We start from the raw sequence: 26,495 nt of genomic DNA on the forward strand, positions 1-26,495 counted from the left end.
TATTTATTTCTTTATAAAGTAATCCTGTAAATATAAAGAAAAAAGCCGCGATAGGGCAGCTTTTCTACTTAGATGTAATGGCTTCAGCAATTTCTTGAAGCGACATTCCTGAATTTAGTGTAGCCTGACCAATCTGTATATAACGACTGTAGTCATTGTCTTTCATGAAAGATTCAAACTCGGCAGCATCTTCAATGATATTGGCCTGTATCAGCTTTTCACTGATATCATTTGTAGTAGTACCTGAAACGATGTCCATTGAAAAAGTCGTTACAGGATCCTTGGGAGAGGTGCGAGTTGAGACCTCTTTGCTATCTCTTGCCTTGAGGGTATTCCACTCATCCATGGTTAAAGTTTGATATCCTTCACTTTCGAGTTGTTGGATCAACTCTTCCGTTTCATATTCCTTTTTTACGACTTTCGAAGATGTGTCACCTGTGTTCCAGTAGGATATAGAAAACACAAGGACAGCTGTAAGTAAACCCAGGGCGTAGGAACGTATCCATTGTTTCATGTTTGAACACCGCCACTTTTTTGCTGTTGAATCATCGAGTGGACATCATGCTCACTTAGATTCGTCTGTTTTGCTATGTAGTGGGTTTTATAGCCCTTTTGATACATGGATCGAACTGTATCGACTAATGGAAGGGTTTTAGGAGCTTCTTTTTTCTTCGGATGCTGTTTCATGATTTCTTGAGTTAAATCTTCAGCTAGAAGCTCTTCCTCCAAAACCTTCATTTTCTTTTTGAGCTGGTAGTTGCTTTGCATCATTGTCATATTGACCTGTTCGACTTGGTTTTCAAGTTCTTTCATGCGGTCATTCATGAAGAATGAAAGAACAAAAAGACCGAGCGCAACAGCAGCCAATGTACCAATCACATAAATCAAGCTGTATCACTCCTTTGGTTGTCCACATTTATTTATATCATAGAATGAGATGCGTGGCTATGGGATATTTCACCGTTTTTACCTGAATAACTACTTGAAAGCTTCTCTCGTTTTTGGTATTATGAATTAGTCTGATAATGTGAATGAGACAGTGAATAGCTTTTATGATTAGGAGGAATAATAATGCGCGTAAACATTACACTTGCATGCACCGAAACTGGTGACCGCAATTATATTAGCACAAAAAACAAGCGTAAAAACCCAGAGCGTCTAGAGCTTATGAAATACAGCCCACGCGTAGGGAAGCACACGCTTCACCGTGAAACAAAGTAAGCAGTAGGATTATTTCCTACTGTTTTTTTTATATCTGAAGCTATACTAAATTTGTTATTGAACAATAGGGCAGGAAAATGGAAGGTTCAGTTTCGAGATGTTTCCGGGTTTGTTGCCATGTTGAGCGTAAGGGGTGTCTGGGAAGCCACTCGCTTTCTTGTGGGGGAGCGCCGAGCTTCCTCGAAATGCGTGCTGCGGGGACCCCGGGAGGCGTATCTTGAGGAGGACTCACTGCCTCCCCATGGAATGCGAACTGTTTCACAGATTCCCTAAGCTCCAACAAATATCTCGAAACTGAGCCTTCAAGAATAGGGGTTTTTTATGAAATAAATTAATTTAAAGGACAGATGAGGAGGTGCGGAGGTTGGAAAAGAACGAACTCAGATTTAAAGGAAAGAAGATTCTTCAAGAAATAAGTGTGAAAGAGCGACTCCAAATCGAAGCAAAAATGCATGAGAGTTTGTTTGAAAGTGCAATATGGAAAAACGCCAGTGTGGTTGGTATCACTTTATCTCAAACACATGAATGGTCTACAGAACCTATTATCGAGGAAGGGTGGCGGGCCGGTAAGAAGATGGTGGTGCCCAAATGTATTCCCGAGAATAGGCAGATGAAATTTTACCACCTGGAAAAGTATGATCAGTTGGAGCGAGTTTATTTTGGTTTAAGGGAACCAAAGCCTGAGGAATCAGCATTAGTGAAGAAAAATGATATTGATCTTCTTGTTGTACCTGGGCTATTGTTTGATGAAAAAGGGTACAGAATAGGGTATGGCGGAGGATATTTTGATCGTTTCATTGAAGGGTATCGAGGGAAAACCTTAATGATCGCTTCCGTTAGACAAAAATACTCACCACTCCCTTATGAAGAATTTGATCAGAGAGTGGAATATGTGCTCACAGAAAACGGCATACGATCTACATACCAGATTTAATTGTGAGGATGTCACAAAACATTCATTCATTGTGAAGTAATGAGCAATCTTTTCAAGTTATAATGGGGTTAGATTAACAGAGGAGGGATTGGATTGGAACATCTCAATCGAGTAGCGTTAATAGGTACAGGTGCTGTGGGCTCCAGCTATGCTTTTGCTTTGTTGAACCAGGGAGTTGCAGATGAGTTGGTCATGATTGATCTGAACAAAGAGAAGTCGGAAGGCGATGCGATGGATTTGAATCATGGCCTTGCCTTTGCACCAGCGAACAAGAAAATATGGTACGGGGATTACGCCGATTGTGAAAGTGCGGATCTTGTCGTTATCACGGCAGGGGCGAACCAGAAACCAGGGGAAACAAGGTTGGATTTGCTTGAAAAGAACACGGCCATATTTAAGTCCATTGTTGATTCTGTTATGGAAAGTGGTTTTGATGGGATCTTCCTTGTAGCCACGAATCCTGTTGATATCCTAACCTATATGACGTGGAAGTTTTCCGGCCTTCCTGCTGAACGTGTCATTGGGTCAGGGACGATTCTGGATACAGCTCGACTGCGTTTCAAACTCAGCGAATATTTCAATATCGATACACGTAATGTCCATGCGTATATCATGGGTGAACACGGAGATTCTGAGCTACCGGTTTGGAGTCACGCAAATGTCGCTGGCCGCTCTGTGTTCGATCGTATCCAAGACCATCCTGATCTGTATGATGTAAAGGACCTGGAAGGTATTTTTGAACAGGTCAGGGATGCTGCCTATCACATCATCGCACGCAAAGGAGCCACTCATTATGGAATCGCAATGGGGCTTGTTCGTTTAACGAAGGCGATACTCCACAATGAGAATGCAGTTTTGACTGTCTCTGGTTACCTACAAGGGCAGTATGGCATGGATGACCTTTATATAGGTGTACCTGCGATCGTAAATCGAAAAGGAATTCAAGAAATCATTGAGTTGAACCTGGATCAAGATGAACTGAAAAAGTTTCATTCTTCAGCTTCCATATTAAAGGAGACGATGGAACCTGTCATTCATAACTATGTGTATAAGGATGACCACTCAAGTGAAAAATAAGTTCACCTAATAAAAGAAGAGGTGGATGAGATGCGTCAATTTTTCAGATGGGTGATGATCATCAGCTCGGTTGTAGCAACGGTGTATAAGTATCGATACAAAGCGTTGGACTTTGTTACGAAAATCCCTTTTCTTCGTAAGCTCCTTGTTCGGTTGTCCATGAACATTCCTTGGGTTAGGCAGAAATTTCTTTCTCAAATGTTCCGTGGGCTATGAGTATAATAAGCTGTCAGGGTATGTTCCTGGCAGCTTTTTTCAATGCTTTCAGTTAGCTCCTTAACAAAAGGGCATGATATGATGTAGGTGTTATCGAGGGGGTTGCAACGTGTTTATTGAACAAGAGTTTTATTTATGGAAACTTACCTATGACTTGGTTGTTGCACAAGATTTTCAAGTGCTTAATATGAGTGCAGAACGAGGGGAAGTTTGGCTGGAGAAGGAACAGGGCTGGCAAACACATGTCATTCGTTTATCTCATAAACAAATCAACTGGAGGAATGAGTTGCGGAGGGACCTGGAAAAGTCATATCGACAGTTGTCCCAGAACAAAAAGTTATTCCGAGGCGGAAAAGTCCAGTTCCATGTTCTGTATGTTTCAGAATACCCTCCTGTGGAAGAGTGGGAGAATGTTGAAAGTGACATCTCTTCATCACAAAATAATCCAATTTCCATTTACTATATGGATGATGAAAACAAAACAGTAGAAAAGAAAAAGCTTTACGAGGCTTTTCAATTAGAAGAACCTCTCATCGATCAGCAGGTTAGTGAAAGTGAAATGGAGGCCATGCTTCCTTACTTGAAGCAACAGCTTGTCAAAAAACAACAGGATCAAAGAAGACAGGTCCTGTCAATTTTCGATTATGGTAAACCTCAAGTAACCTACTTTTTGCTTGCAGTCAATGTCTTGATCTTTCTTTACATTGAGTGGGTGGGTGAGAGTACTTCGGTGGATACACTCATACAATACGGTGCAAAATTCAATCCAGCCATTATGGACGGGGAATGGTGGCGAATTGCCACTTCTATGTTTTTGCATATAGGGTTTCTCCATCTTTTTATGAACATGTTCGCCCTTTATTACTTAGGTACTGCCGTTGAAAAATTGTATGGAACATGGCGTTTTACATGGATCTATGTACTTTCAGGTTTGTTTGGCGGTGTGGCGAGTTTTATGTTGAATCCTCATGTGGCAGCCGGAGCATCAGGCGCCATTTTCGGATTGTTTGGGTCCCTTTTGTTTTTCGGTGTCCAACATAAACAGTTGTTTTTCCGAACAATGGGCTGGAACCTCATTTTTATTGTCATCCTCAATATTTCATTCGGACTTCTCGTTCCACAAATTGATAATGGAGCACATATCGGGGGAATGGTCGGTGGTTTTATTGCCACTGCAACCGTGCGTATGCCTAAACAGATGAATAAGTCCAAGCAGCTGGCTGCTCTTGCTGTCTTTTTATTACTTATCTCAAGCATGGCGTTTACTGGCTATAAGGGGCTTTTCAATAACGAAAAAGGTTTTAGTGAGGTACAAGAGACACAGGATTTAAATCAATCGGGTGACTATGATGAAGTAATAGAAATTACAAGTGAAACCTTGGCGGACCCTGGGAGATACGAAGCTGCTCTTCTTTTTAACAGGTCGTTTGCATATTTACAAAAAGGAGAAACAAGTGAGGCTGAGGAAGATTTGCTTCGTGTTCTGGAACTCTCTCCTAAGATGGCAGAAGCACATTATAATTTAGCCCTACTCTACCAACAAGTAGGAGAAGAAGATAAAGCGGCTGACCATGCGGAACGAGCCGCTGATATTAATCCTGATCAAGAGGATTTTAAAGAACTCTATGAAAACCTCCGCTAATAGGACTGAATGAGGCGATGTTTTTTTCCGGTATCATCCTCATAAAGGACGATCAAATGCTTCCCTTTTTTATCAAAAAGAATAAGTGGAATATAACTTTGGATCGGGTGGGAGGATTTTGTATCACTAATGCCCAGCACATAGTTTTTATACAAACCTTCCCACAGTTGTCCTTTTATTCGTTCTGAGTCCTCTTCATTTGTTTCAGGGAGCGGCTTGTCTTCATAGTCTGCGAGATCAGTCAATGGGACAAGCGTGTAATCTTCTTTTTTGATGCCATAATATGTCAGCAATTCTTCCCATTGGACTTCGAGTTGTTGCTGAATGGAATGGTCCAATCTCTTCTTCCACTCTTCCTCCTCTTGATTTGCTGGTTCTTTGAATGCGGTCCGCTTAGAGTGAGGAGAGTCAATGACGTATAGCTCGTCCTTAGAACTTGCCTGGATGCTTTTAATCGGACCACTATCCTCATGTATTTCCCCATGGTGGAAAGAAATGGCCTGATATTTTTGACTATCTTCTCCATGTAAGGACGTTTCCTTCTTTATTTTTGCCGTGTTTTCCTCCCATTTGCTCACCACACCTTTTAGTCGTCCGTTTACATATAAAAGGGAGACGTCCTGTCTCAAGTACATGGCTTTGTCACTCTCAGAGAACATATTCCATAAAATTTCATACTCGTCCTCATCTTCCTCAGAAGCAAAGTTCAAGGTAGTCCCGAAAGATTGAAAACCACTTCCTTCATCTAAAGGGAAATATTTAATGACCGATTCCTCATTAAAATATTGAGTATATAGTGCGATGACTATGGCTAAGGCCAAAGGAACAAGTACCCAATGTACCCACACTTTTCTCAAACTATCATCTCCTCATACATCCTCTCTGCATAGGTGATCTATAGTTCAGGATATGTTCGTTTTTCCAGGGACATGCGTATAATCCTGCTTCTTCCTTTTGTGTATGAATAAATGAATTTGGAAGAAACTATGCGGAGAAGGTTAAGAGGAGGATGCGTTTTGGAAGAACAACGTTTATTTGATAGTTATGAAAAAAATGTATCGTATCTCAAAGATCGGCTTGGGGTGGAAGAAAGCTTTGACATGGTTCATCTCGATCTTGTCTACGCTGGAAGAGGGATGTCCTTATTCCTTGTAGACGGATTTGTTAAAGATGATATTCTTCACTATTTAATGAAGCTCCTCTCCAGATTGGACCCTGATCAACTGGACCCGGACCCTCTGGAAAAATTATTGAAAACCCATCTCCCTTATGTGGAGTTAGAGAAGAAAAAAGATTTGAATGCAGCGGCTGATTGGGTGCTGGCAGGTCCAACAGCGTTAGTCGTTGAAGGCGTCGATGAAATCATCATGATTGACGCTCGTACTTATCCTGTCCGTGGGTTGCAAGAGCCTGATCTCGAGAGAGTCGTGAGAGGATCGAGGGATGGATTTGTAGAGACCATTATTTTCAATACGGCTTTGACGAGAAGAAGAATCAGAGACCGTTCTTTGAGAATGGAATATTTGCAGGTGGGACGGCGGTCATTAACGGATGTTTGTATTTGTTACGTCAAAGATATTGCAGATTCCGACCGGGTCGAAGAATTGAAGAAAGTATTGCAGGAAATCGATACCGATGCGCTTCCGATGGCCGAAAAAACTATTGATGAATATATCAGCGGTCGTTATTGGAACCCCTATCCAGTTATCCGGTACACAGAACGTCCCGATACGGCCGCTGCTCACCTTTATGAAGGGCATATTCTCGTCATTATTGATGGATCACCGAGTGTCATGATTACTCCATCAACCTTTTGGCATCATTTACAACACGCAGAAGAATATCGGCAAAAACCGTTGGTAGGTGCTTATTTGCGTGCCGTTCGCTTTTTTGCTTTCTTTGCATCGATCTTTATTTTGCCTCTGTACTTCCTTTTTTCTAAGAGACCGGATTTGCTTCCTGAAGCTCTCGCATTTATTGGTCCCACGGATACGGGAACTCTGCCACTGATCGTCCAATTTCTAATTGCCGAAATAGGGATCGACATGCTGCGGATGGCAGCGATCCATACACCATCAACACTAGGGACCGCTCTTGGTTTAGTGGCTGCCATACTGATTGGCCAAGTGGCTGTAGAGGTTGGCATGTTCTCAAGCGAAGTGGTTTTATATTTAGCCCTTGCTGCTATCGGTACGTTTGCTACTCCTAGTTACGAATTTGGACTGGCCGATCGAATAACAAGGCTTGTTCTTCTTCTCATAACCGGCTTCTTCGGACTGAAGGGGTATGTGTTAGGAATTACTCTTTGGCTTCTCTATATTTCCAGCATGAAGTCATTCAAAACGCCATACTTATGGCCGTTTCTACCTTTTTCATGGAAACCACTGAGAGATGTGTTGCTGCGTTCTCCAATACCATTGAAGAACCGGAGACCGGCATTTCTACATCCAAATGACCCTGATCGTTGATCGATCGGGGTTTTTACGTTTTCAAGTCTTAAAGGTATTGGTATAATGGATGGTGGTGATGAAGAATGAAAACGATTTATGATATTCAGCAGTACTTGAAAAAATTCGGAACGATCATTTACATAGGTGACAGGTTGGCCGATTTAGAAATGATGGAAGATGAAGTAAGGGAGTTGTACAAAGCCCAATGCATGCCATCAAAGGACTATCAAATGGCCATTCTGCTTTTGAGAAGTGAAATCGCGAAACAAAAGGATCGTCAATTAGGGGAGGAAAAGTGATGGGTCATTACTATATTGGTGCAGACATCGGTGGAACGACAGTAAAATTAGCCATTATTGAAGATAACGGAACAATTACTAAGAAATGGGAAATCCCGACAAACACAGACAACCAGGGAGAAGCCATTCCTTCTGATATCGCGTCGTCCATAACAAATACTCTAAAAGAAGAGGCCATTGACACGTCGATGGTTGTAGGTATCGGCGCAGGAGCTCCGGGATTTGTTGATACAACAACAGGATATATTCACGAGGCCGTGAATATTGGTTGGAAAGATATTGATTTCGGAAACCTTCTTAAAGAGTTGACGGGAATGACGGTATGGGTAGATAACGATGCTAATTTGGCTGCGTTAGGTGAGAATTGGCTTGGTGCCGGAAGAGGGTGCACAGAACTGATTGCGGTTACACTTGGTACAGGTGTAGGTGGAGGCATTATTGCTAACGGTCAGATTCTTAATGGAGCTAATGGTACAGCAGCTGAACTTGGACATGTCACTGTTGTACCAGAAGGTGGAGCTCCTTGTAACTGTGGAAAAACCGGATGTCTTGAGACCGTTTCTTCAGCTACAGGTATTGTCAGAAAGGCAAAAGAAGCAGCGGAAAAACACCCGGAATCTAAACTGAATGCTTTATTAAATGATGCAACATTGACGTCTAAGGATGTATTTGAAGCATCAAAGCATGGCGATGAAGCAGCAAAAGGTGTGATTGCGGAGATCACAGATGTCCTTGGAATGGCGATTGCAAACATGGCCATTGCCATCAATCCGGAAAAAATCGTAATCGGCGGCGGAGTCTCCAAAGCGGGAGATTTGTTGCTCGATCCTCTTGAAAAAGCTTATCGAAAATATGCTTTACCAAGAACCGCGGAAGCATCGAGTTTCGGTATAGCGGAGTTAGGAAATGATGCCGGTGTCATTGGTGGAGCTTTCCTAGTGAAAAAGAATAATTAAAAAAGTTGGAGCCTCAGGGCTCCAACTTTTTTATGTTTCATTTGTATAAAATTTGTAAAAAGATTTTAATCGCTAGGACTTCTTTTTATCATGTTTTTGTCTTATGATAAGAAAAGCTCCATCCTATCATTTTGAAAATGATGGAAATTAGAAATTTCATGAAACCTTTATGGGACCATTTACGTCATATATGAAGAAAGAGTTTAATATGGATTATAAGTGGAAATTGTTAAGGAAGATAAGGAACCTGGTTAATTATTGTTAAAAATGGACCAGTATTGTACTAGAGGAGGAACCATGATGCAATGGAGAATGAAGAACATGCCATTATTTATCATTGCGACATTGTTATTTGGTCTGAAGACATATGTCGTGTATAGATTCATGTTCGATTTATCGATTGAGAATCCAATGCAAGAATTCATACTTTTATTTAATCCGATTGCCAGTGCCTATTTGATTTTCGCGATCAGTGTATGGATGAAACCTAAAAATCAAATGAAATATTTACGCTGGACCACGTTGATCGGTTCATTGGTCTTATTCTTAAACTTGATTTTCTATAGGAATTTTACAGACTTTATTACGATCCCCGTGTTGTTCCAGGGGAATAATGCCGCAGACCTTACAGGAAGCTTTTTGACATTGCTTCACATCGAAGATATTTTCATCTTCGCTGATGTGGCACTTGTCTGGTACTTGAGCCGTCAAAAGTTCGATTTGACTGTAAAGCTCCCGAAACGTGGGAAAATAGCAGCTACAGCTGTTACATTTCTGCTTTTGGCTGGTAATGTGGTTCTTGCAGAGATTGAACGCCCGATGCTTTTCGTACGAGCCTTTGACCGCGAGTACCTTGTGAAGAATATTGGTATCTACAACTACCACCTTTATGATGCAACAATGCAGACGAAAACAAAAGCTCAGCGCGTCTTTGCTGATGGCAGTGAAATCAGTGAAATTGAAACGTATTTGAAAGAAACCTCTCCTGATCAAGCAAATAAAGATTCGGAGTTATATGGCATTGCTGAAGATAAAAACGTCATTTTTGTAAGTGTGGAGTCGTTTCAAAACTTCCTGTTCGATTCAGAGATTAATGGGACAGAAACGACACCGTTCCTTAATGATCTGAAACAAAGCAAGGACACGATCACATTTGAAAACTTTTATCATCAGACAGCCCAAGGGAAAACATCCGATTCGGAGTTTATTGTTGAAAATTCTCTTTACCCTTTGGGTAGAGGTTCTGTGTATTTCACACATGCAGGAAACGAATACAATGCTTTGCCTGAGATATTGAATGAAGAAGGGTACGAAACCTCTGTTTTTCATGCGAATAACGCAAGTTTTTGGAACAGGGATGTCATGTATGACAATGTGGGGTACGACCAGTTCTATGATGAGAAATCTTACGAAGTCACTCCTGAAAACTCATTTGGTTGGGGCCTTGAGGACAAAGCGTTTTTTGAGCAATCCATTAAATATTTGCAATCACAGGAAAAACCGTTCTACAGCAAGTTCATTACTTTGACTCATCACTTTCCATTTGAACTTCCTGAAGAAAAAGCAAATATCGATAAATACGACTCCAATTCAAAAACGTTGAATTCTTATTTCCAAACCGCTCGTTATACGGATGAGGCTTTAGAGCAGTTCTTCCAGCAGTTGAAAGATGCCGGTATCTATGAAGATTCCATCATTGTGCTGATGGGTGACCATTATGGGATTAGTGATTTTCACAATAAAGCAATGGGGCAATTCCTAGGAAAAGAAGTAGACCCTTATGTGCAAACACAACTTCAACGAGTTCCTTTCATGATCCACATCCCAGGATACGAAAATGGAGGAGTGCAAGATAAAGTAGTCGGTCAAATTGATGTGAAACCGACACTACTTCACCTTCTTGGGATTGAAGAAAAGGGAGATTTGACCTTCGGTGATAATATGTTCGCCGAGAAGAATAAAGACTTTGTTGCTTTAAGAGACGGCAGCTTCATTACAGAAGAATATTTGTATTCCAATGAAACGTGCTATGATCGCTCTACAGGAGAACCTCTTCCTGAAGAAAATGCACAAGCATGCCATCCTATTAAAGAAAAAGTGAGCAAAGAAATGAATTACTCGGATAATATCATCTATGGTGATTTATTTAGGTTCTACGATTTTGATCAATCAGAAAAATGAGGAAAAGCCGCTGAGACGTTTTGTCTTAGCGGCTTTATTTTTGGTGTAAGAGATAAGAAACTTCATAAGAAAGGCTAGCGACAGCCACCTCTGATGCGAATTCCCAGTCGCTTGCGAGTTAGTTTTTAGAAATCTTAATTCAAACCTGATAAGCTTTATGAAGGAGGATACGGGGTATTTGGATGTTTAGTGGGAGGACGGTAGAATCCCATCTTCTAAAGCGAAAGATTAGTGACCGAGGCGTCAGGAAAAGGGGGAACGATTATAGAATCAAGATAGCAATATTTCGCTATTCACATAAATTCATACATATAAGGGTAATGATATTTACAAACAACGTTTTATAGAGAGAGGGAATGGTATGTTTCGTTTTGAGCATGTGTACCAAGGGGTTCTTCAAGATATTAATTTTTCAATGGAAAAACAGGATAAAGTCATCCTCTTCGGCCCTTCAGGCGCGGGGAAGAGTACTCTATTGTTTTTATTGAATCGACTGAATGATTCAGAACAGGGGGACATTTATTTTAACGGAAAACCCATTGAAGAACATTCTATCACAGATTTGAGAAAACAAGTGGGTCTCGTCCTGCAGGCACCGAATTTATTTCCGGGAACCGTATTGGATAATATTAAATACGGACCGTCCTTATTTGGTGAATGGGAAGAACACAAAGGCAAAGAATTATTGGATTACGTTCAACTCCCTTCCGATTATTTGGATCGGGATGTAGATCAGCTCTCTGGAGGGGAGAAACAACGGGTATCGCTAGCAAGGACATTGGCCAATTCGCCAGAAGTTTTACTGCTCGATGAACCGACCAGCGCCCTCGATTATCGCACGGCAGAAGAAATCGAAGAAGTTCTGGAGTGTTTGATGGAAGAACATAAGCTCACCATGCTTATGGTTACTCATAATTTGAGTCAAGCACGGAGGCTTGGGAACCGGGGGTTATTTATTAGTGATGGTCAGATCTTAGAAGACGGAAAAATGCCACAAATGTTAGATCAACCGAAAACAGAAGAACTTGCGAAGTTTTTAGAGCAGTAGGGAGGCAGAAGGTTTGGAACCAGAAATTTCGAATCAGTCGTTATTCTTTTTAATTATATTCGTCATCGTTCCTTTAGCATTGTCTTATTATTACCAGTTGGGTGTGAGCAAAAATGTCATTTGGTCCACGCTTAGAGGAACGATACAGTTGTTTGCTATTGGTTACATATTAACATTCCTTTTTGATCTACCCGCTGGTTACGGGATCCCGTTTATGTTGACAGTCATGATTATCATTGCAACTTTTCATGCTAGACAGAAGGGGAAGGACCTGCCTTATGTCGGGTTTATTCTTTTTGGAGGACTATTGGCCATTGAGGTAGGGGTGCTAAGCTTGTGGCTCCTATTTGACATGATCCAGTTTAAACCTTCTGAGGTCATCCCGATGAGTGGAATGGTCATTGGCAACAGTATGACCGCTATGGGGCTTGCTCTTGAACGAATGAAAAATGAGTTCAAAGACAACAACGGCCGGTTGCTTGCTTCCTTATCTTTAGGTGCAGAACCGAAACAGGCCTCTCATCTGATCGTTCAAAAAACGTTACATGCGTCTTTAATACCTAATGTCGACCGGCTAAAAACAATAGGTCTTGTCCAGCTTCCTGGAATGATGACAGGTTTGATTCTCGGTGGTGTTTCACCCGTAATGGCCATCAAATATCAGTTAGTCATCTCTCTCAGTATTTTTTCCTCTGTTTCACTGAGTGCCATGTTCATTACATTATGTATGTACAGGTATTTCTTTAACAAAAACAAACAGTTATTGCAAACGGATGAAGAGATCAGGAGTTCCCGCTCCTGATCCTACCTCCATAAAAAAGCAAGCAGACCCAATAGGTCTGCTTGCTTTCATCGTTTAACCGAATAAGTTGTACCAGATAGTCATAACGGAGAACCATCCGAAAATCAATGCTGATGCCCCTGCAAAAAGAACAGCAAAGAAGTTTTTTGTTTTTAGTTCACGGAAAATTGCCCAAACACACAAGATTGTTACGAGTAAAAGAAGAATAGCTGTTACCAAGTTCAGCACCCCCTAAGTCTCTTTTCATTATTATCATCCATAAAGGATAGATGTTATACTATATGTAGTTATTGGTACTCATCTATTTTATAGTATAAACAAAAAAATGTCGAGTTATCTACATCTTTTTTACACATTGTACGATAAAGCAGATAATTTTAAATGAAATGACTAAATGAGGTGTGAAGATTGAAAAAAATAACGAGGTTACCACTTGGTCCGATAGCAACGAATGCTTATATCATCCATGAGAATAACAAAGCGCTGGTCATTGATCCGGGAGGGGATTTTGAAAAGTTACAGAACTATTTAGAAGAAAGGAAACTTGATGTCATTGCCGTCCTGTTAACACACGCACACTTCGATCACATTGGTGCCGTTGATGACGTAAGGGATGCTTATGATGCTCCAGTGTACATACATGAAAAAGAAGCGGAATGGCTTGGGGATCCGCAAAAGAACGGTTCCGCCTTATTCGGGTTAGGCGATATCACTGCAAGGCCCGCAGACCACTACTTTGAAATAGGTCAAATGCAGATAGGAGACTTCCCATTTGAAGTCCGCCATACCCCGGGGCATTCGCCGGGAAGTGTTTCCTTTGTCTTTAGGAACCAGCGTCTTACGATTGCTGGAGACACCTTGTTCCAAAGAGGCATCGGACGTACTGATTTGCCTGGTGGTAGTCGAGAAGAGCTTGAGAAAAGCATTAGGGAACAGCTTCTCCCTTTACGTAATGACATGCGCATCTTTCCAGGCCACGGCCAGCCGACCACGATAGGTGAAGAACGGGAAGAAAATCCGTTTTTAAACTAATCATTGACTGAAATAGAAAAAGAACCTGTCATCCGTTTATAAGGATGACAGGTTCTTTTGTTTAGTGGCCACCAAATCCTGGTACTAAGATAAAGGAACAATAATACGTAAAACCGATCATGAAGACTGTCAAGTATGAGAAAAATATGTACACATACATACGTTCTGACAGCTTAAGGTAACCAATAGTAAGGAAAAAAGCCGTTTGAACTAGAGATAATAAGGAAGCTTCCATCATATCGCCTGTATAGAACATGACAGCGAAGATACCTGTCCAAAAGGCCATTACTCGAAACATACGATCCATGCTTTTTTCCCCCTCCTTTTCTATCGTTAAACTATCATTCATATTATAAACGACCCGGATACAATTGTAAATAAAACGTATTCATCTTTCATTTCTCAGTATTTGTATTCCCACTTGTCCTTATTCCTTAACCCACCAAGATGTGAAAATTATTTGTCTAATAGAAAAAAGGAGTTTAAAATATTGTACAAAGGTTATACAATCAATATACAATAAAGTTATACAAAAAAAGCGAGGAGCGTTAAACATGGAGAAGTTAAAATTCTACACATACCCAAGTTGTACATCCTGTCGGCGCACGAAATCATGGTTAAAGAGTCAAGGGGTGGATTTTAACGAACAGCACCTGTTTCGTGAGACTCCTACCGCTGATGAATTGAGGAGAATCCTATCACTAACCACCCACGGAATTGATGAAATTTTAGCGAAACGAAGCAAAGAATTTAAAACGCTTGATCTAGATGTAGAGGATTTAACCTTGAATGAATTTCTAGAGCTGGTCATCGAGAAGCCTAAGCTGTTGAGGCGTCCGATTCTGACGAATGGAGATAAATTAGTCATCGGTTATGATTTGGACGGACTACGTGGGATCACTGATAATCGGTTGGAATATAAACAAAACATTTCATAAAAGGATCGTCCCTCTGTGAGGGGCGATTTCTTTATGGGCTTTGGAACGTTCTGACCTGAGATTGATGACCGTTTACTACAGGAGTTATATTCCAAAGACACACCCATTTGTCTTCTTCACGTGTACAATCTGCTACGCTTTCACCATCAGGTGTATGAAAGGCAGAAGAGTATTGCATTTGTTCAATAGGTAGAGCTTCTAATTCTGCATCCAATTTCATTCGTGAAGTGTCGAGAATGTGTTGTTTCACAACCGAAGCTTGATGGCTTTTGACAAGGAGAAGGTGGTTTTTATACTGATTAATGGTTGTAAATGTAACAATGAGAAGTAAAAAGCAAAAAATGAGCACCCAAGGGAAGACGATCCCATGTACATTATGGAAGATGGATTTTTCTCGTGTATGGTTGGTCATGAATTTCTACCTCCATAAGAATTGAAGGAAATCCATGTGTGAAAGAAACAGCTTCTACATCTTGTAGGAGGGCCTCGTGTCCAGATCCGTCTACGGTTCGCCTGAATATTCCGCCATATTGCTCCATGACAATATGGCGGTTTTGCTTATCTATCAATGATATGGAATGATCTGAAACGTTGTACGAACGGCACTGGTTAATTTCCCATTGGATGACTGCGCTCAGCTGGTCAACCGTTAATTCAGAGTAATAGTCATATCCTTTCAGTAAAGAAAATAAGGGGACGGAAATCGATAACAGGATCATGGTTACCATTAGGCTGATCAATACTTCCGATAATGTGAAGGCTCTTTCACTCGACCTATTCCCTTTTGTCATGCAAACAGAACTCCTTGTTTTCATTTCTATGGTTTTTCCATAGGGAACACCCTGTGATCCATTCTTCCTCAGGTTGAATGACGAGAGTGATTTCATGGGTCAATAGATGGTTTGCTGTATAAGGAAGTGGACCATTCCTTACCCTGTGTTCAAAGAATTCATTATGAAGCAGCGTGATGGCTTCCCTTTCTATTTGAAGGTCCTTCTGCGCAGCTCTTAATTCGGTAAGCAAAGGAAGTGTAAAAAGTGAGATGATTATCATAAGGGTAAAAGCACTGAGGGTCTCAAGTATCGTGAATCCCTCAGATTTCTTCAATGCGTAACCTGCTTGATCCGAAAGGAAAAACGACTTTATATGTTTTCTTAGGTGCATACAGGTACATCGTTCCTGCTCTTTGAATGATTCCCTTTTGATTGAATCGCACCGTCGGATGGAGGGTAGTCAAACGCATTACCCATTTCTCGGGCAATTTCCTATGGAAGATTGGTTTTCTTTCTTTTGTATCATATAAAATATAGCCTCCTGATTCTTGGTCGAAATTCAGCGTATAGTAAACATGTTCGTTCATGGAAAGGTGTTGGATAAGGAGAAGGTCTTCCTTTAATTGTTGAAGGGTGTGTTTCGCTTCAAGCTCTTGGTAGGTGCGGTACTGTAAGGGAATGAAACAGGAGAGGAGAATGGACCAACATAATAAAACGATGATCATTTCTGTGAAAGTGTAACCGTTATGTTCCTGCTGCTGGTTCTGGTTCAACAACTTCTCCTTCTGCGTTTACTTTTCCATCTGAGCTAATGATTAATTTTGTACCGTCCGGACATGTATCTTGAGAAATATACTCTTCAGTCACTAATGTTTGAGTAGAGTCTGGGAAATTTCCTTTTTCAATAAAGTACGCTTGTGCTTGAGCTTCTACGGTTTTTTGAAGGGCTTCACACCCTTTGGCTTTTACGGAATCACTGTTCTTAGACATGTTAGGGATTGTGATGATCAGCAGGACAGAGATGACAAGCAAAACAATCAGCATTTCAATTAGGGTGAAACCTTTTTCATTTCTTACCATGAGGGTTCCTCCTCGCTTAAATTTGGTTCATCCACTGGTATAGAGGCAGCATGATGGATGCGTAGATCAGGATGATGACGGTAGCGATAATGATGAAGAAAGCAGGCTGAATGATATGAAGCCATGCGGAGATCTTTTGATTGAGGTAGTCGATGAAGAATTCAGCAAGAAGTTCAAGTTCATCCTTCAACGCTTTGATGTCGTTGGTATGATGAAATATATTGGTGAGTTCCGGTCTGAATAAAGGACAGCTGTATATCGCCTGAGCAAAAGTTTTGCCGTTGGACAATTCATACAACAGTTCCTTGCAGTAATGAGAGAGTAGCTCATATTTCTTATGACGACAGATCATCTCAATTGAATCCTTTAGTGGAAGACCTGCCTGTAGCAAAGAGTGGAGATGGGTTGTGAATAGAAAGGAGACGGAGTAGGAGTGGTACAGTTTCAAGAGAGGGACTCTTTCATATAATGACAGCTTTTTTTTTAATGTCATCCGCGGTAAGATAATCATAATGACCACAAGCAGAAGGCCAGACAGAAGGACGAGGATGCCTAACCCGTTCATGACATGCATGATAATGACCATCAGGCGGAAGGTTCCGTCTTTTTCACCTTCAAATAGATTTAAAAAGTTTGGGATCACTGTCCTTTGTAAGATTGTGCAAGCAATGATGAGGAAAACCAATAAAAAAACGGGATACCGGATAACCTTTACAAATTTTTCTTTGTAATCCTTTTTCAATTGCAACATGTCTTTACACTGGTGAAAACTCCTGGACAAGTTATGATGAACCTGACTGAAGTAGAGGAAGTTCGTAACAGAATGGGAGAAGCGGGCTTTCATAAAAGCTTCATGGATAGGGTGACCAGCGCTGAGGTGCTGTGTCAAGATGTCACACGTGGATTTCAGACTTGTATCCCAACCCGTCATTTCCAGAGCATCTAGAAGCGGATAGCCTTTGTCTAAAATGTGGCTGCATCTTTTGAAAAACAGAATCTGCTGACTGACAGGTAAAGGCGGGTCACGAAAACGAGTCCACTTCGTTTTTTGCAACGAAGCCAAGTGCATAGGCTTTCCTCCTCAAGTGCCTGAACGATTGGAAATTCTGCTGATGTTTGGTCTGCCCAACAATCGCTCTTTTTAATGGGGCTCCTTCTAATAGTTCGAGAATAGCCGCTCTCTTTGGTAAGTGCTTGGCTCCTTTAAGAGAAATGAGCTGTTGAGAAGCGATGGCGATCATGGTTTGATCGATATCGGTTTGTTTAATACTCATCTCTTTTAGACGGTGAATGGTTCCATGGGCATCACGGGCGTGGATCGTGCTGATGACGAGGTGTCCGCTTAACGCCGCACGAAATGCGAACTGTGCGGTTGATTTGTCCCGAATTTCTCCGACCATTAAGAGATCCGGGTCATGTCTTAGAGCTGCTTTTAATCCTGTATCATATGTTACACCTGCACGCTCATTCACTTGTACTTGAATGATGTTATTTAAATTCTTTTCTATCGGGTCCTCAAGGGTAATGGCCTGAAAAGAACTCGTTGAATTAATGGATTGGAGCAAGGCATATAAGGTAGTGGTCTTTCCGCTTCCCGTCGGTCCGGTGAAGAGAATCATTCCACTTCGATGATGCAACCAACGTTGGATTTTTTTTAATTGGTAAGGAAAGAGGAAAAGTTGTTCGAGCGGAGTGTGATCCATCGGTCTAAGAATTCGAATGGCCAAACTTTCCGTGCCGGTTATGGGGAGAGTTGATAGTCGTAAGTCAAATGTGTTCTGGTTGGAGCGGTGCTGGATTGTTCCGTTCTGAGGTCGTTTATGTTCTCCTATATCCATTCCTGAAGTGAATTTGAAGTAGGAAAGAAGCTTCTTGTACATGGGAATTGGGGTCGTCGAGTGGAAAATACGGTTGCCATGGATGCGGAAATGGATGGAGGCTGTTTCTTCATACGGGGAAAAGTGGATGTCTGTCGCGGTTTGCTGGATAGCTGAAACGATAAGATCATGGGAATATTGAGCAATGGATTTCAATCATTTACCACCTCTTTCGTATTATTTGGCCTTTTATTATATTCGACATGGATGGCCTAATTCCTGCAAAAAATTTATAAGGAGGAAAATTATAGTGATTTATTTAATAGGATTCATGGGAAGTGGCAAGTCTACAATAGCAAAAATGTTGAGTGAAAAAACAAATTACCCATACATAGAAATGGATCAGGCCATAGAAGAAACGGAAGGAATGAAGATCCGGGATATGTTTGCTGGGAAAGGAGAACAGTACTTCCGGGATAAAGAAACAGAATTCCTGAAGAACTTAAAGAATGATGTTGTGCTATCTACAGGAGGAGGCGTCATTCTCCGAGAAGAAAATCGAGCACTGATGCAAGAGGGGACCGTTGTTTACTTAAAAGCGGAATGGGAAACGATTGTGGAAAGGTTGACCGGTGATACCGACCGGCCATTGTGGAAAGGCGATGACTCAGAAAAGAAAAAGCGGTTTGATGAACGCTTGGGATTATATGAACAAGCGGCAGATGTTGTGATTGATGTAGATCATAAAACTCCTGAAGAAATCACCGAAGAACTGGTAGAACGTCTAAAATAGGAGGTTTTGGAGCATACTAAAGGCAACAATGGAAAAAGAGGGGTTTTCATGAATCAGAATGATTATGTCAAGTTTTTGACAGAAGAAGTTGTCAAGTATATGCACATGTCTAAGGATGAGAAACAGCAACGAAAAGAATCCAAGCCCTCCAAAAAATCTTCCGTTTACTGGTTCGGATTGCTTCCTTTCGCTTTGAAAATGTTTAAAAGGAAACGAATCAACAATCATTGAAAGAATAAGAAAAGCCGCTGAGTTGTCAGCGGCTTTTTTCGTTTCGTTTTTTCATAAATGGATGGGAGGTTCTGAGAGTCAAAAGGCACAATGACAATCGCAACATGTCAGCCATATTGGAAGAGGGAAGTTTACCTTCTGCCAAATGTTTTGCTTATGCATTCGTCTTTTAGGGGGCGCCTTCGTTCTACATCCAAGATTTACTGGTTTCCTGTGAAATATAAAATAACCCTCCGTTGATGACTTCCATTTCTATATAAGGTTTGTACCGGTTGTCGATTTGTTCTCGTTCTTTTGTGAAAGAATCCAAACCGATGTCTTCAGACTCATAAAAGGATTCAAGTAGTTGTTTTTCTTTTTCAAGATGATGCAGTGAATCCTTCGCCCATTGATGATCGAGCGACCCCACATACGTTTCAATATGGCGTTCCATGCGTTTATAAGCATGGGATAATGAAATGACAGGCCTCATAGGAAACGTGTAGTCCGAAACGGTTGTTTCAAAATTCATGTTGATGATTTTGTCCATCATTCCAAGCATCATTGTTCCATGGATTAAGTTGATTCCTATGGATACGGGTTCGTCCTTAGTATGTTTGCCGCGGAAGTGCAGAAGCCCATTAACGACCAACCAGGGGCTCATGGCCCGGTTTTGTCCTGTCGTTTGATGTACGACTTCATAAAGTCTAGCTGTTCGTGCTTTTGAAATCGCCGTATTGTACAAGCGGTGAAGTTTAGGTGTTCCTGCATGAAGGTATATGCCTCCCGCTTGTTTTTGGTCTGTATCGCTGAAAGTCAATTTCATCGGGACGCCTTCCCGATTCATTTTCTTCATGTAATGCCAGTAGAAAGGTCGATTCATGATTTCCTCATCCATCTCATTGGTAAGCTGAACAGTGAAATGGGAAGGAGCATCGTTGATGATCGAACAACCATGGGATAAAAAGAACTGCTTGACGAATGATTTGTGCGGATTGGGGGCATTCAACTCGATTCTCTCCTTTCATTCACCGTATGTTCGACATAACTGACTAAATTGTTGAGTTTGATGTCTACCTCGCCTTGACTTTCAGACTGTTTGAGAATGGACTGGATTTGATGCTCGAACGACCCACCTGGAATTTGCTCGAGAATATGATCCAGGTCACCGACCGCATTTTTGAACATTTCGATTTTCTCATAAAGCATCTTCATGATATGATCTTCGATCGTATCTTTGATGGCAAAATTAAAGATCTTCACGTCGTGCTCCTGTCCGAAGCGGTGGATGCGTCCGATCCTTTGTTCAAGGCGCATTGGGTTCCATGGAAGATCATAGTTGATCATGTGATGACAAAATTGCAGGTTGATTCCTTCTCCGCCGGCTTCTGTAGCGATCATCACTTGAGCTTTGTTCTTAAACAATTGTTTCATCCAGTCCCGCTTACTTTTATTGAATTTTCCGCTGAATGGGACGGAGGTGATTCCATTCTGTTGAAGATACCACTGCAAATAAAATTGGGTGGCACGGTATTCTGTAAATACGATGAATTTTTCACCTGTTTGTTCAATGAGTTCCGTCATCCGTTTTGCTTTCACATGGTGAGGAACCTGTCCGATCGCTTCAATGTACTCATCATAAATGTCTGCTTTTTCTTCAGGAGCATTTTTCTTTAATTGGTTTAGGGACATGTAACAAGCTTCTCTAGACGAACATAATTCTTTAGCAAGCGTAAGCCAAGTAAAGGATGGGTGATTTGCTTTCAAGTGTTCTAGTTTTTTGTACATCTCCATTTCTTCATCCGAAAACGAAAGTCGCTCATTAACGACTTTTCGCTTGGAAGAATCGAGGCCGGTGTCTTTTCTCCGGTTCCGGATCATTAAATGCCCGACCAGGGAATGGATATGTTGGATATTATCCTTATCGGCAGCATTTTCTTTATACTTCTTCTTGAAATCGGTCAAATTTCCGAGGTAACCCGGTTTAAGAATGGAAACTAAATTAAATAAATCACTTAATTTGTTTTGAATGGGTGTGGCAGTTAACAAAAGGCAATACGTCTTTTTCAAGGATTGTACGAACTGGTAATTTTTTGTTTGGTGGTTCTTGAGCTTATGAGCTTCGTCGATAATGATAAGGTCGTAGTCGATATCCAGGATGACTTCCCTGTGGTTTTCGCGCTTAGCCATATCGATGGAAGTCACTGTCACATCCCATTCTTTCCAGGAGGCATTTTTCTTTCTTGGGGATGCAGCCTGGATATAAAATTTTTCATTTAATTCCTGAATCCATTGGTTTACAAGAGAAGCAGGTGTCAAAATGAGGATTTTTTTAGCTCTTCCTCTGATCATATACTCTTTTAGAATCAATCCTGCCTCCAATGTCTTTCCTAGTCCTACCTCATCAGCTAGAATGGCACGTCCATTCATCTGATGGACCGCTGTTTCTGCTGCTTCAACCTGATGATCCATAAAATCTACATGGGGAAGGTGTTCAAGGGCAAGAAGGCCATCGAATTTTGGTACGGTTTTAAATTGAGCGGCCTGATAAGCGAGCTTAAAACCATCCCATGTGGCGAGTTTGTCAGGGTGTTCCAGGTTCTCGCTCAATAACCCAATAAATGACTGGTCTGGATGAATTTCGATCATATTTGTAGCCCTCCATCAATAGGAATGATAAAAGATTGCGAATTATTGTAGAATTATCATGTCTTTTGTGAAAGACGCGTGATATAATGATGCTGAAAATATACAAAACATTGTGTGAACGTTACACCATAGTATGCCCGGTAAAATCTAGAAAAATACGAAAGCGAATGACTGTAGAGGGAGAGACCACGCTCGTGGCGCCGAAGGAGCAAGCATTCATTTGTGAATCTCTCAGGCAAAAAGACCTCTATAGGACGCAACTCTGGAGAGTGTTTGCAATTTGTGTGCAAACCACCCAAGAAGCAAGCGTCAGGTTTCCCTGATGTGAAACTTTCTGGTGAAACGGACAGAGACTCCCGTGCAAGCGGTGAAGTCTCTTTTTTTATGGGCGAAAACAGTGATAAGGAGTGGTTCCAATGGCAGATTTAAAACGAACACCGTTATACTCTGAATATAAGAAACTCGGAGCTAAAACCATCGATTTTGGTGGGTGGGATTTACCTGTGCAGTTCTCCAGTATCAAAGAGGAGCACCAGGCCACACGAACAGCCGCAGGGTTGTTTGATGTTTCTCACATGGCAGAAGTGATGGTGGAAGGGCCGGACAGTCTTCCTTTTCTACAAAAAGTGCTGACGAACGACGTGTCTAAGCTGGAACCCGGGAAAGCTCAATACACGATCATGTGTTATGAAGACGGAGGAACGGTAGATGATTTGATCGTCTACCACCTTGACCAAGACAAATACCTCCTTGTCGTCAATGCAGCGAACCGACAAAAGGACTATGAGTGGTTGAAAGAACATCAGGAAGGCGATGTAACCGTAGAAGACGTCTCTGATGAATACGTACAGCTGGCGGTCCAGGGACCGAAAGCGGAAGAAGCGCTTCAAACCATTACGGACACGGATCTTTCAGCTATTAAGTTTTTCCGTTTTGAACAAGGTGTGGCATTGAAGGGCGTCGATGGAGAGGCTCTTGTGTCCCGCACAGGATATACAGGGGAAGACGGGTTTGAAATTTATCTGCACGCAGATTCCGGCGCCCAGCTGTGGCAAGCCATCCTTAAGGCTGGTGAACCGTTTGGTTTGAAACCTGTTGGACTCGGTGCTCGTGACACGCTTCGATTTGAAGCGAACCTTGCCCTGTATGGCCAAGAGCTTAGTAAAGAAATTACACCAATCGAAGCAGGATTGAATTTTGCTGTGAAAGTGAATAAAGAAGCAGATTTTATTGGTAAAGAAGTTTTGAAAAGACAAAAAGAAGAGGGGCCTGGCCGAAAGCTAGTCGGAATTGAAATGATCGACAAGGGGATCCCTCGTACCCATTACGATATCTTGGATGGAGAAGAAGTCATTGGGTTTGTAACTACAGGGACACAGTCACCGACACTGGGGAAAAACGTTGGTCTGGCACTTATTAATAGTGAGTATACAGATGAGGGTACAGAAGTGACGGTTCAAGTGCGCAAAAGGAAGCTAAAAGCGAAAGTCGTCAAAACACCTTTTTATAAAAGATAATTTGAGGGGGATGGAAGCATGGAGTTTCGTTATTTGCCCATGACAGAAACAGATAAAAAAGAAATGCTGGATGTGATCGGTGTTCAGCACTCCGATGATCTTTTTTCAGATATACCGGAAACGATCCGCTTTAAAGGCGATTTGGATATTAAAGACCCTAAAAATGAATTTCAATTAATGAAAGAATTAACGGAAATCGCTGAGAGAAACGTGAACTTGAAATCTCATACCTCTTTTCTTGGAGCGGGTGTCTATGACCATTACATTCCCTCTATTGTAGATCATGTGATTTCAAGATCAGAATTTTACACGGCCTATACTCCTTATCAGCCTGAAATTTCCCAAGGTGAGCTGCAGGCAATCTTTGAATTTCAAACGATGATTTGTGAATTGACAGGGATGGATGTGGCGAACTCTTCAATGTATGATGGCGGGACGGCATTAGCTGAGGCGGTCAACCTGTCTGCGGGACAAACAAAGAAAAAGAAAGTTCTCGTATCGAAAGCGATTCACCCTGAATCATTAGCTGTTATCCATTCCTATGTCAAAGGTCCGGGCGTCGAAGTGGTAGAGATTGATCACAAGGACGGTAGAACAGACCTTGAGCAATTAGAAAGAGAACTCGATGAGGACACGGCAAGTGTTGTGGTCCAGTACCCGAACTTTTTCGGTCAAATCGAACCCCTGGATCAGGTTAGAGCTATTGTAGATACACAGAAAAAAGCGATGATGATTACATCAAGCAACCCCCTCGCATTAGGATACTTAACACCTCCAGGTGAATTTGGAGCCGATATCGTGGTCGGAGATGCTCAAGTGTTCGGAATACCCGCACAATATGGTGGTCCGCACTGTGGATATTTTGCAACGACGAAAAAATTGATGAGAAAAGTTCCGGGGAGACTCGTAGGACAGACGGTGGATGAGGAAGGCCGTCGCGGCTTCGTGTTGACCTTGCAGGCAAGAGAACAGCATATCCGTCGTGATAAAGCCACATCAAACATTTGTTCCAACCAGGCCTTGAATGCGCTCGCTTCATCCGTAGCGATGTCTTCACTCGGCAAACAGGGACTGAAAAAGATGTCATGGATGAACATTCAAAAAGCAGCCTATATGAAAAAGCAACTCCAAGAAAAAGGCGTAGAGGTTGTTTTTGATGGGGCATTTTTCAACGAAATTGTTGTGAAATTAGACAGAGATGTGAAAGAGTTCAACCAAGTGCTTCTTGATCAAGGGATCATTGGAGGATATGACCTTGGTGAGGTGGATGAAAGACTGAAGAACTGTATGTTAGTAGCCGTAACAGAAATCCGGACAAAAGAAGAGATTGATACGTTTGTCAAGGAAGTGGGGGATCTTCATGTCTAATCAGGACTTTCCATTGATATTTGAATTGAGCCAAGAAAGTCGTACGGGCTATAGCTTACCAGATTTTGATGTACCGGAAACAAATGTCGATGACATGATCGGAGAAGCTTATGTAAGAAAAAGTGAACCAGACCTTCCGGAAGTGAGTGAGCTCCAAATTATGCGCCATTACACAGGCCTTTCCAAAAGGAACCATGGCGTGGATTCAGGCTTCTACCCTCTTGGGTCTTGCACAATGAAGTATAATCCGAAAATGAATGAAGATGTAGCGAGGCTGACTGGATTCAGTCATATCCACCCTTACCAGCCGGTAGAAAGTGTCCAGGGTGCCTTACATCTGATGTATGATTTGCAAGAGTCTCTGGCGGCGATTACTGGAATGGATACCGTTACTTTACAGCCTGCTGCCGGCGCTCACGGAGAATGGACGGGATTAATGATGATCCGTGCTTATCATGAAGCAAGAGGAGAGACGAACCGGACGAAAGTCATTGTACCGGACTCAGCTCACGGTACGAACCCTGCCTCAGCTACAGTCGCCGGTTTTGAAGCGGTAACGGTCAAGTCGGATGAGAGAGGTCTTGTGGACCTAGAAGACTTGAAGCGTGTCGTCGATGAGCAAACAGCAGCGTTAATGCTTACCAATCCGAATACTCTCGGTTTGTTTGAAGAGGATATTGAAGAAATGGCAGCCATTGTGCATGAAGCTGGTGGTAAGCTTTACTATGATGGAGCGAACCTCAACGCAATTCTTGGCTATGCACGACCAGGGGACATGGGATTTGATGTCGTTCACTTGAACCTTCACAAAACGTTTACAGGTCCTCATGGAGGCGGAGGCCCAGGGTCTGGTCCTGTCGGAGTAACCGCAGAATTCGCTGAATACTTACCAGCACCGATTTTGACGAAGGAAAATGATCTGTATGTGTTTGATTATGATCGTCCCCATTCCATTGGAAGAGTGAAACCTTACTATGGAAACTTCGGAATCAACGTCCGTGCCTATACGTACATCCGAACGATGGGACCAGAAGGGTTGAAAAAAGTGAGCGAATACGCCGTCATCAATGCGAATTACATGATGCGACGTCTTCAAGAGGCATTCGATCTTCCATTCGACCGTCATTGTAAACATGAATTCATTTTGTCAGGAAAACGCCAGAAAAAACTGGGAGTCCGCACGTTGGATATGGCGAAACGTCTCCTTGATTTCGGCTATCACCCGCCAACGATCTACTTCCCGATTAATGTGGAAGAGGCACTCATGATTGAGCCGACGGAAACGGAATCAAAAGAAACGCTGGACGATTTCATTGATCGCATGATTCAAATCGCACACGAAGCGGAGAATGATCCTGAAAAAGTTCAAGAGGCTCCTCATACAACGATTGTGAGTCGTATGGATGAAACGCAAGCTGCGCGGAAACCTGTTTTAAGATACCAAAAAGAACAATAACAAAAACCCGGAGTCCACCTACATATGGACTCCGGG

32 protein-coding genes and 1 riboswitch are annotated in these 26,495 nt (G+C 41.9%); of the genes, 18 read left to right on the forward strand and 14 right to left on the reverse strand.

The genetic code is table 11. The features are described 5' to 3' along the window. Positions 1-64: 64 nt before the first annotated feature. Both GLV98_RS00595 and GLV98_RS19930 read right to left on the reverse strand, forming a co-directional pair. Positions 65-514, reverse strand: a complete 450-nt coding sequence (locus GLV98_RS00595) for an endolytic transglycosylase MltG (protein WP_160911050.1) — start codon at positions 512-514, stop codon at positions 65-67. After that, complete coding sequence (locus GLV98_RS19930; RefSeq protein ID WP_202409868.1) at positions 511-888, reverse strand: hypothetical protein; 378 nt, start codon at positions 886-888, stop codon at positions 511-513. Before GLV98_RS19930 ends, GLV98_RS00595 begins: the two co-directional genes overlap by 4 nt. A gap of 183 nt (positions 889-1,071) precedes the next feature. Here GLV98_RS19930 and rpmG point away from each other — a divergent pair, with 183 nt between their 5' ends. The 5 genes from rpmG to GLV98_RS00625 all read left to right on the forward strand — a co-directional run bounded on the left by rpmG (position 1,072) and on the right by GLV98_RS00625 (position 5,090). Beyond that, positions 1,072-1,221, forward strand: a complete 150-nt coding sequence (gene rpmG / locus GLV98_RS00605; RefSeq protein ID WP_035509116.1) for a 50S ribosomal protein L33 — start codon at positions 1,072-1,074, stop codon at positions 1,219-1,221. Positions 1,222-1,585: 364 nt separating this feature from the next. Next, positions 1,586-2,155 (forward strand): 5-formyltetrahydrofolate cyclo-ligase, encoded by a 570-nt coding sequence (locus GLV98_RS00610; RefSeq protein ID WP_160911052.1) that lies wholly within the window; start codon positions 1,586-1,588, stop codon positions 2,153-2,155. 93 nt (positions 2,156-2,248) lie between these two features. Beyond that, positions 2,249-3,232, forward strand: coding sequence for an L-lactate dehydrogenase (locus GLV98_RS00615; RefSeq protein WP_160911055.1), 984 nt, complete (start codon positions 2,249-2,251; stop codon positions 3,230-3,232). Positions 3,233-3,262: 30 nt separating this feature from the next. Next, a complete protein-coding gene (locus tag GLV98_RS00620) occupies positions 3,263-3,448 on the forward strand; it encodes a hypothetical protein (RefSeq protein WP_160911057.1) in 186 nt (61 codons plus the stop codon). A gap of 109 nt (positions 3,449-3,557) precedes the next feature. Next, entirely contained in the window at positions 3,558-5,090 is a 1,533-nt protein-coding gene (locus GLV98_RS00625) for a rhomboid family intramembrane serine protease (protein ID WP_160911059.1), read from the forward strand. Here GLV98_RS00625 and GLV98_RS00630 read toward each other — a convergent pair. Further along, the gene (locus tag GLV98_RS00630) at positions 5,087-5,938 is read right to left on the reverse strand and encodes a hypothetical protein (RefSeq protein WP_337193719.1); all 852 of its coding nucleotides are present in this window, start codon (positions 5,936-5,938) and stop codon (positions 5,087-5,089) included. The genes GLV98_RS00625 and GLV98_RS00630 overlap by 4 nt on opposite strands. A 138-nt stretch (positions 5,939-6,076) precedes the next feature. Between GLV98_RS00630 and GLV98_RS00635 the strand changes: the two genes are divergently transcribed. The 6 genes from GLV98_RS00635 (at position 6,077) to GLV98_RS00660 (ending at position 12,826) form a co-directional block, all read left to right on the forward strand. Next, positions 6,077-7,558 carry a spore germination protein gene (locus tag GLV98_RS00635; protein ID WP_160911063.1) on the forward strand — a complete coding sequence of 494 codons (1,482 nt, stop codon included), beginning with the start codon at positions 6,077-6,079 and terminating at the stop codon, positions 7,556-7,558. Between the two features lie 65 nt (positions 7,559-7,623). Further along, the gene (locus tag GLV98_RS00640) at positions 7,624-7,839 is read left to right on the forward strand and encodes a YqgQ family protein (protein ID WP_160911065.1); all 216 of its coding nucleotides are present in this window, start codon (positions 7,624-7,626) and stop codon (positions 7,837-7,839) included. After that, complete coding sequence (locus GLV98_RS00645) at positions 7,839-8,795, forward strand: ROK family glucokinase (protein WP_202409869.1); 957 nt, start codon at positions 7,839-7,841, stop codon at positions 8,793-8,795. The genes GLV98_RS00640 and GLV98_RS00645 overlap by 1 nt, the downstream gene beginning before the upstream one ends. Before the next feature lie 300 nt (positions 8,796-9,095). After that, positions 9,096-10,976 (forward strand): LTA synthase family protein, encoded by a 1,881-nt coding sequence (locus GLV98_RS00650; protein ID WP_160911070.1) that lies wholly within the window; start codon positions 9,096-9,098, stop codon positions 10,974-10,976. 361 nt (positions 10,977-11,337) lie between these two features. Beyond that, a complete protein-coding gene (locus tag GLV98_RS00655) occupies positions 11,338-12,024 on the forward strand; it encodes an ABC transporter ATP-binding protein (RefSeq protein WP_160911072.1) in 687 nt (228 codons plus the stop codon). 13 nt (positions 12,025-12,037) lie between these two features. Further along, entirely contained in the window at positions 12,038-12,826 is a 789-nt protein-coding gene (locus GLV98_RS00660; RefSeq protein ID WP_160911074.1) for an ABC transporter permease, read from the forward strand. A 54-nt stretch (positions 12,827-12,880) separates the two neighbouring features. On the opposite strand, the gene GLV98_RS00665 is transcribed toward GLV98_RS00660, so the two are convergent. Next, positions 12,881-13,045: a DUF2759 domain-containing protein gene (locus GLV98_RS00665; protein ID WP_089651730.1), complete on the reverse strand. Its 165-nt coding sequence runs from the start codon at positions 13,043-13,045 to the stop codon at positions 12,881-12,883. Positions 13,046-13,234: 189 nt separating this feature from the next. On the opposite strand from GLV98_RS00665, the gene GLV98_RS00670 reads away from it, so the two are divergent. Continuing rightward, entirely contained in the window at positions 13,235-13,858 is a 624-nt protein-coding gene (locus GLV98_RS00670) for an MBL fold metallo-hydrolase (protein WP_160911076.1), read from the forward strand. A gap of 61 nt (positions 13,859-13,919) precedes the next feature. Here GLV98_RS00670 and GLV98_RS00675 read toward each other — a convergent pair whose 3' ends face one another. Beyond that, positions 13,920-14,165, reverse strand: a complete 246-nt coding sequence (locus GLV98_RS00675; protein WP_089651732.1) for a DUF2626 domain-containing protein — start codon at positions 14,163-14,165, stop codon at positions 13,920-13,922. Positions 14,166-14,412: 247 nt separating this feature from the next. On the opposite strand from GLV98_RS00675, the gene GLV98_RS00680 reads away from it, so the two are divergent. Next, entirely contained in the window at positions 14,413-14,796 is a 384-nt protein-coding gene (locus tag GLV98_RS00680) for a Spx/MgsR family RNA polymerase-binding regulatory protein (RefSeq protein ID WP_160911078.1), read from the forward strand. Positions 14,797-14,827: 31 nt separating this feature from the next. Here the strand turns inward: GLV98_RS00680 and GLV98_RS00685 are convergent, their stop codons facing one another. From GLV98_RS00685 to comGA, 7 genes are read right to left on the reverse strand one after another with little or no spacing between them, the layout of a single operon-like run. Continuing rightward, complete coding sequence (locus GLV98_RS00685) at positions 14,828-15,208, reverse strand: hypothetical protein (RefSeq protein ID WP_160911080.1); 381 nt, start codon at positions 15,206-15,208, stop codon at positions 14,828-14,830. Beyond that, the gene (locus GLV98_RS00690; protein ID WP_160911082.1) at positions 15,171-15,587 is read right to left on the reverse strand and encodes a competence type IV pilus minor pilin ComGF; all 417 of its coding nucleotides are present in this window, start codon (positions 15,585-15,587) and stop codon (positions 15,171-15,173) included. The genes GLV98_RS00685 and GLV98_RS00690 overlap by 38 nt, the downstream gene beginning before the upstream one ends. Continuing rightward, the gene (locus GLV98_RS00695; RefSeq protein WP_160911084.1) at positions 15,571-15,903 is read right to left on the reverse strand and encodes a type II secretion system protein; all 333 of its coding nucleotides are present in this window, start codon (positions 15,901-15,903) and stop codon (positions 15,571-15,573) included. Before GLV98_RS00695 ends, GLV98_RS00690 begins: the two co-directional genes overlap by 17 nt. Beyond that, positions 15,890-16,342, reverse strand: a complete 453-nt coding sequence (gene comGD / locus GLV98_RS00700; protein WP_237417007.1) for a competence type IV pilus minor pilin ComGD — start codon at positions 16,340-16,342, stop codon at positions 15,890-15,892. Before comGD ends, GLV98_RS00695 begins: the two co-directional genes overlap by 14 nt. Further along, complete coding sequence (gene comGC / locus GLV98_RS00705; protein WP_160911086.1) at positions 16,314-16,649, reverse strand: competence type IV pilus major pilin ComGC; 336 nt, start codon at positions 16,647-16,649, stop codon at positions 16,314-16,316. The genes comGD and comGC overlap by 29 nt, the downstream gene beginning before the upstream one ends. A 16-nt stretch (positions 16,650-16,665) precedes the next feature. Next, positions 16,666-17,718 carry a type II secretion system F family protein gene (locus GLV98_RS00710; RefSeq protein WP_160911088.1) on the reverse strand — a complete coding sequence of 351 codons (1,053 nt, stop codon included), beginning with the start codon at positions 17,716-17,718 and terminating at the stop codon, positions 16,666-16,668. Beyond that, entirely contained in the window at positions 17,672-18,682 is a 1,011-nt protein-coding gene (comGA, locus tag GLV98_RS00715; protein ID WP_160911090.1) for a competence type IV pilus ATPase ComGA, read from the reverse strand. The genes GLV98_RS00710 and comGA overlap by 47 nt, the downstream gene beginning before the upstream one ends. 94 nt (positions 18,683-18,776) lie before the next feature. Here comGA and GLV98_RS00720 point away from each other — a divergent pair, with 94 nt between their 5' ends. Further along, positions 18,777-19,259: a shikimate kinase gene (locus GLV98_RS00720; protein ID WP_160911093.1), complete on the forward strand. Its 483-nt coding sequence runs from the start codon at positions 18,777-18,779 to the stop codon at positions 19,257-19,259. 48 nt (positions 19,260-19,307) lie between these two features. After that, complete coding sequence (locus GLV98_RS00725) at positions 19,308-19,490, forward strand: YqzE family protein (RefSeq protein ID WP_160911095.1); 183 nt, start codon at positions 19,308-19,310, stop codon at positions 19,488-19,490. Positions 19,491-19,677: 187 nt separating this feature from the next. On the opposite strand, the gene GLV98_RS00730 is transcribed toward GLV98_RS00725, so the two are convergent. After that, positions 19,678-20,478, reverse strand: coding sequence for a YqhG family protein (locus GLV98_RS00730; RefSeq protein WP_160911097.1), 801 nt, complete (start codon positions 20,476-20,478; stop codon positions 19,678-19,680). Beyond that, positions 20,475-22,118 (reverse strand): DEAD/DEAH box helicase, encoded by a 1,644-nt coding sequence (locus GLV98_RS00735; protein WP_160911099.1) that lies wholly within the window; start codon positions 22,116-22,118, stop codon positions 20,475-20,477. The genes GLV98_RS00730 and GLV98_RS00735 overlap by 4 nt, the downstream gene beginning before the upstream one ends. Before the next feature lie 167 nt (positions 22,119-22,285). Then, positions 22,286-22,375, forward strand: a riboswitch (glycine riboswitch). Positions 22,376-22,534: 159 nt separating this feature from the next. Here GLV98_RS00735 and gcvT point away from each other — a divergent pair. The 3 genes from gcvT to gcvPB are packed head-to-tail and all read left to right on the forward strand — an operon-like array spanning position 22,535 to position 26,459. Then, positions 22,535-23,635, forward strand: a complete 1,101-nt coding sequence (gene gcvT / locus GLV98_RS00740; protein ID WP_160911101.1) for a glycine cleavage system aminomethyltransferase GcvT — start codon at positions 22,535-22,537, stop codon at positions 23,633-23,635. 18 nt (positions 23,636-23,653) lie between these two features. Next, complete coding sequence (gene gcvPA, locus GLV98_RS00745; protein ID WP_160911103.1) at positions 23,654-25,003, forward strand: aminomethyl-transferring glycine dehydrogenase subunit GcvPA; 1,350 nt, start codon at positions 23,654-23,656, stop codon at positions 25,001-25,003. Then, a complete protein-coding gene (gcvPB, locus tag GLV98_RS00750; protein ID WP_160911105.1) occupies positions 24,996-26,459 on the forward strand; it encodes an aminomethyl-transferring glycine dehydrogenase subunit GcvPB in 1,464 nt (487 codons plus the stop codon). The genes gcvPA and gcvPB overlap by 8 nt, the downstream gene beginning before the upstream one ends. The last annotated feature ends 36 nt before the right edge of the window (positions 26,460-26,495 follow it).

The sequence above is a fragment of the Halobacillus litoralis genome (genome assembly GCF_009856415.1).
GTDB lineage: Bacteria > Bacillota > Bacilli > Bacillales > Halobacillaceae > Halobacillus > Halobacillus litoralis_C.

Coding starts and splice junctions, on each gene's coding strand:
- GLV98_RS00595 (WP_160911050.1), bottom strand. CDS start 514: ATGAAACAATGGATACGTTCCTACGCCCTGGGTTTACTTACAGCTGTC.
- rpmG (WP_035509116.1), top strand. CDS start 1,072: ATGCGCGTAAACATTACACTTGCATGCACCGAAACTGGTGACCGCAAT.
- GLV98_RS00620 (WP_160911057.1), top strand. CDS start 3,263: ATGCGTCAATTTTTCAGATGGGTGATGATCATCAGCTCGGTTGTAGCA.
- GLV98_RS00635 (WP_160911063.1), top strand. CDS start 6,077: ATGCGGAGAAGGTTAAGAGGAGGATGCGTTTTGGAAGAACAACGTTTA.
- GLV98_RS00640 (WP_160911065.1), top strand. CDS start 7,624: ATGAAAACGATTTATGATATTCAGCAGTACTTGAAAAAATTCGGAACG.
- GLV98_RS00645 (WP_202409869.1), top strand. CDS start 7,839: ATGGGTCATTACTATATTGGTGCAGACATCGGTGGAACGACAGTAAAA.
- GLV98_RS00650 (WP_160911070.1), top strand. CDS start 9,096: ATGCAATGGAGAATGAAGAACATGCCATTATTTATCATTGCGACATTG.
- GLV98_RS00655 (WP_160911072.1), top strand. CDS start 11,338: ATGTTTCGTTTTGAGCATGTGTACCAAGGGGTTCTTCAAGATATTAAT.
- GLV98_RS00675 (WP_089651732.1), bottom strand. CDS start 14,165: ATGGATCGTATGTTTCGAGTAATGGCCTTTTGGACAGGTATCTTCGCT.
- GLV98_RS00680 (WP_160911078.1), top strand. CDS start 14,413: ATGGAGAAGTTAAAATTCTACACATACCCAAGTTGTACATCCTGTCGG.
- GLV98_RS00685 (WP_160911080.1), bottom strand. CDS start 15,208: ATGACCAACCATACACGAGAAAAATCCATCTTCCATAATGTACATGGG.
- GLV98_RS00690 (WP_160911082.1), bottom strand. CDS start 15,587: ATGACAAAAGGGAATAGGTCGAGTGAAAGAGCCTTCACATTATCGGAA.
- comGC (WP_160911086.1), bottom strand. CDS start 16,649: ATGGTAAGAAATGAAAAAGGTTTCACCCTAATTGAAATGCTGATTGTT.
- GLV98_RS00710 (WP_160911088.1), bottom strand. CDS start 17,718: ATGCACTTGGCTTCGTTGCAAAAAACGAAGTGGACTCGTTTTCGTGAC.
- GLV98_RS00725 (WP_160911095.1), top strand. CDS start 19,308: ATGAATCAGAATGATTATGTCAAGTTTTTGACAGAAGAAGTTGTCAAG.
- GLV98_RS00735 (WP_160911099.1), bottom strand. CDS start 22,118: ATGATCGAAATTCATCCAGACCAGTCATTTATTGGGTTATTGAGCGAG.
- gcvT (WP_160911101.1), top strand. CDS start 22,535: ATGGCAGATTTAAAACGAACACCGTTATACTCTGAATATAAGAAACTC.
- gcvPA (WP_160911103.1), top strand. CDS start 23,654: ATGGAGTTTCGTTATTTGCCCATGACAGAAACAGATAAAAAAGAAATG.
- gcvPB (WP_160911105.1), top strand. CDS start 24,996: ATGTCTAATCAGGACTTTCCATTGATATTTGAATTGAGCCAAGAAAGT.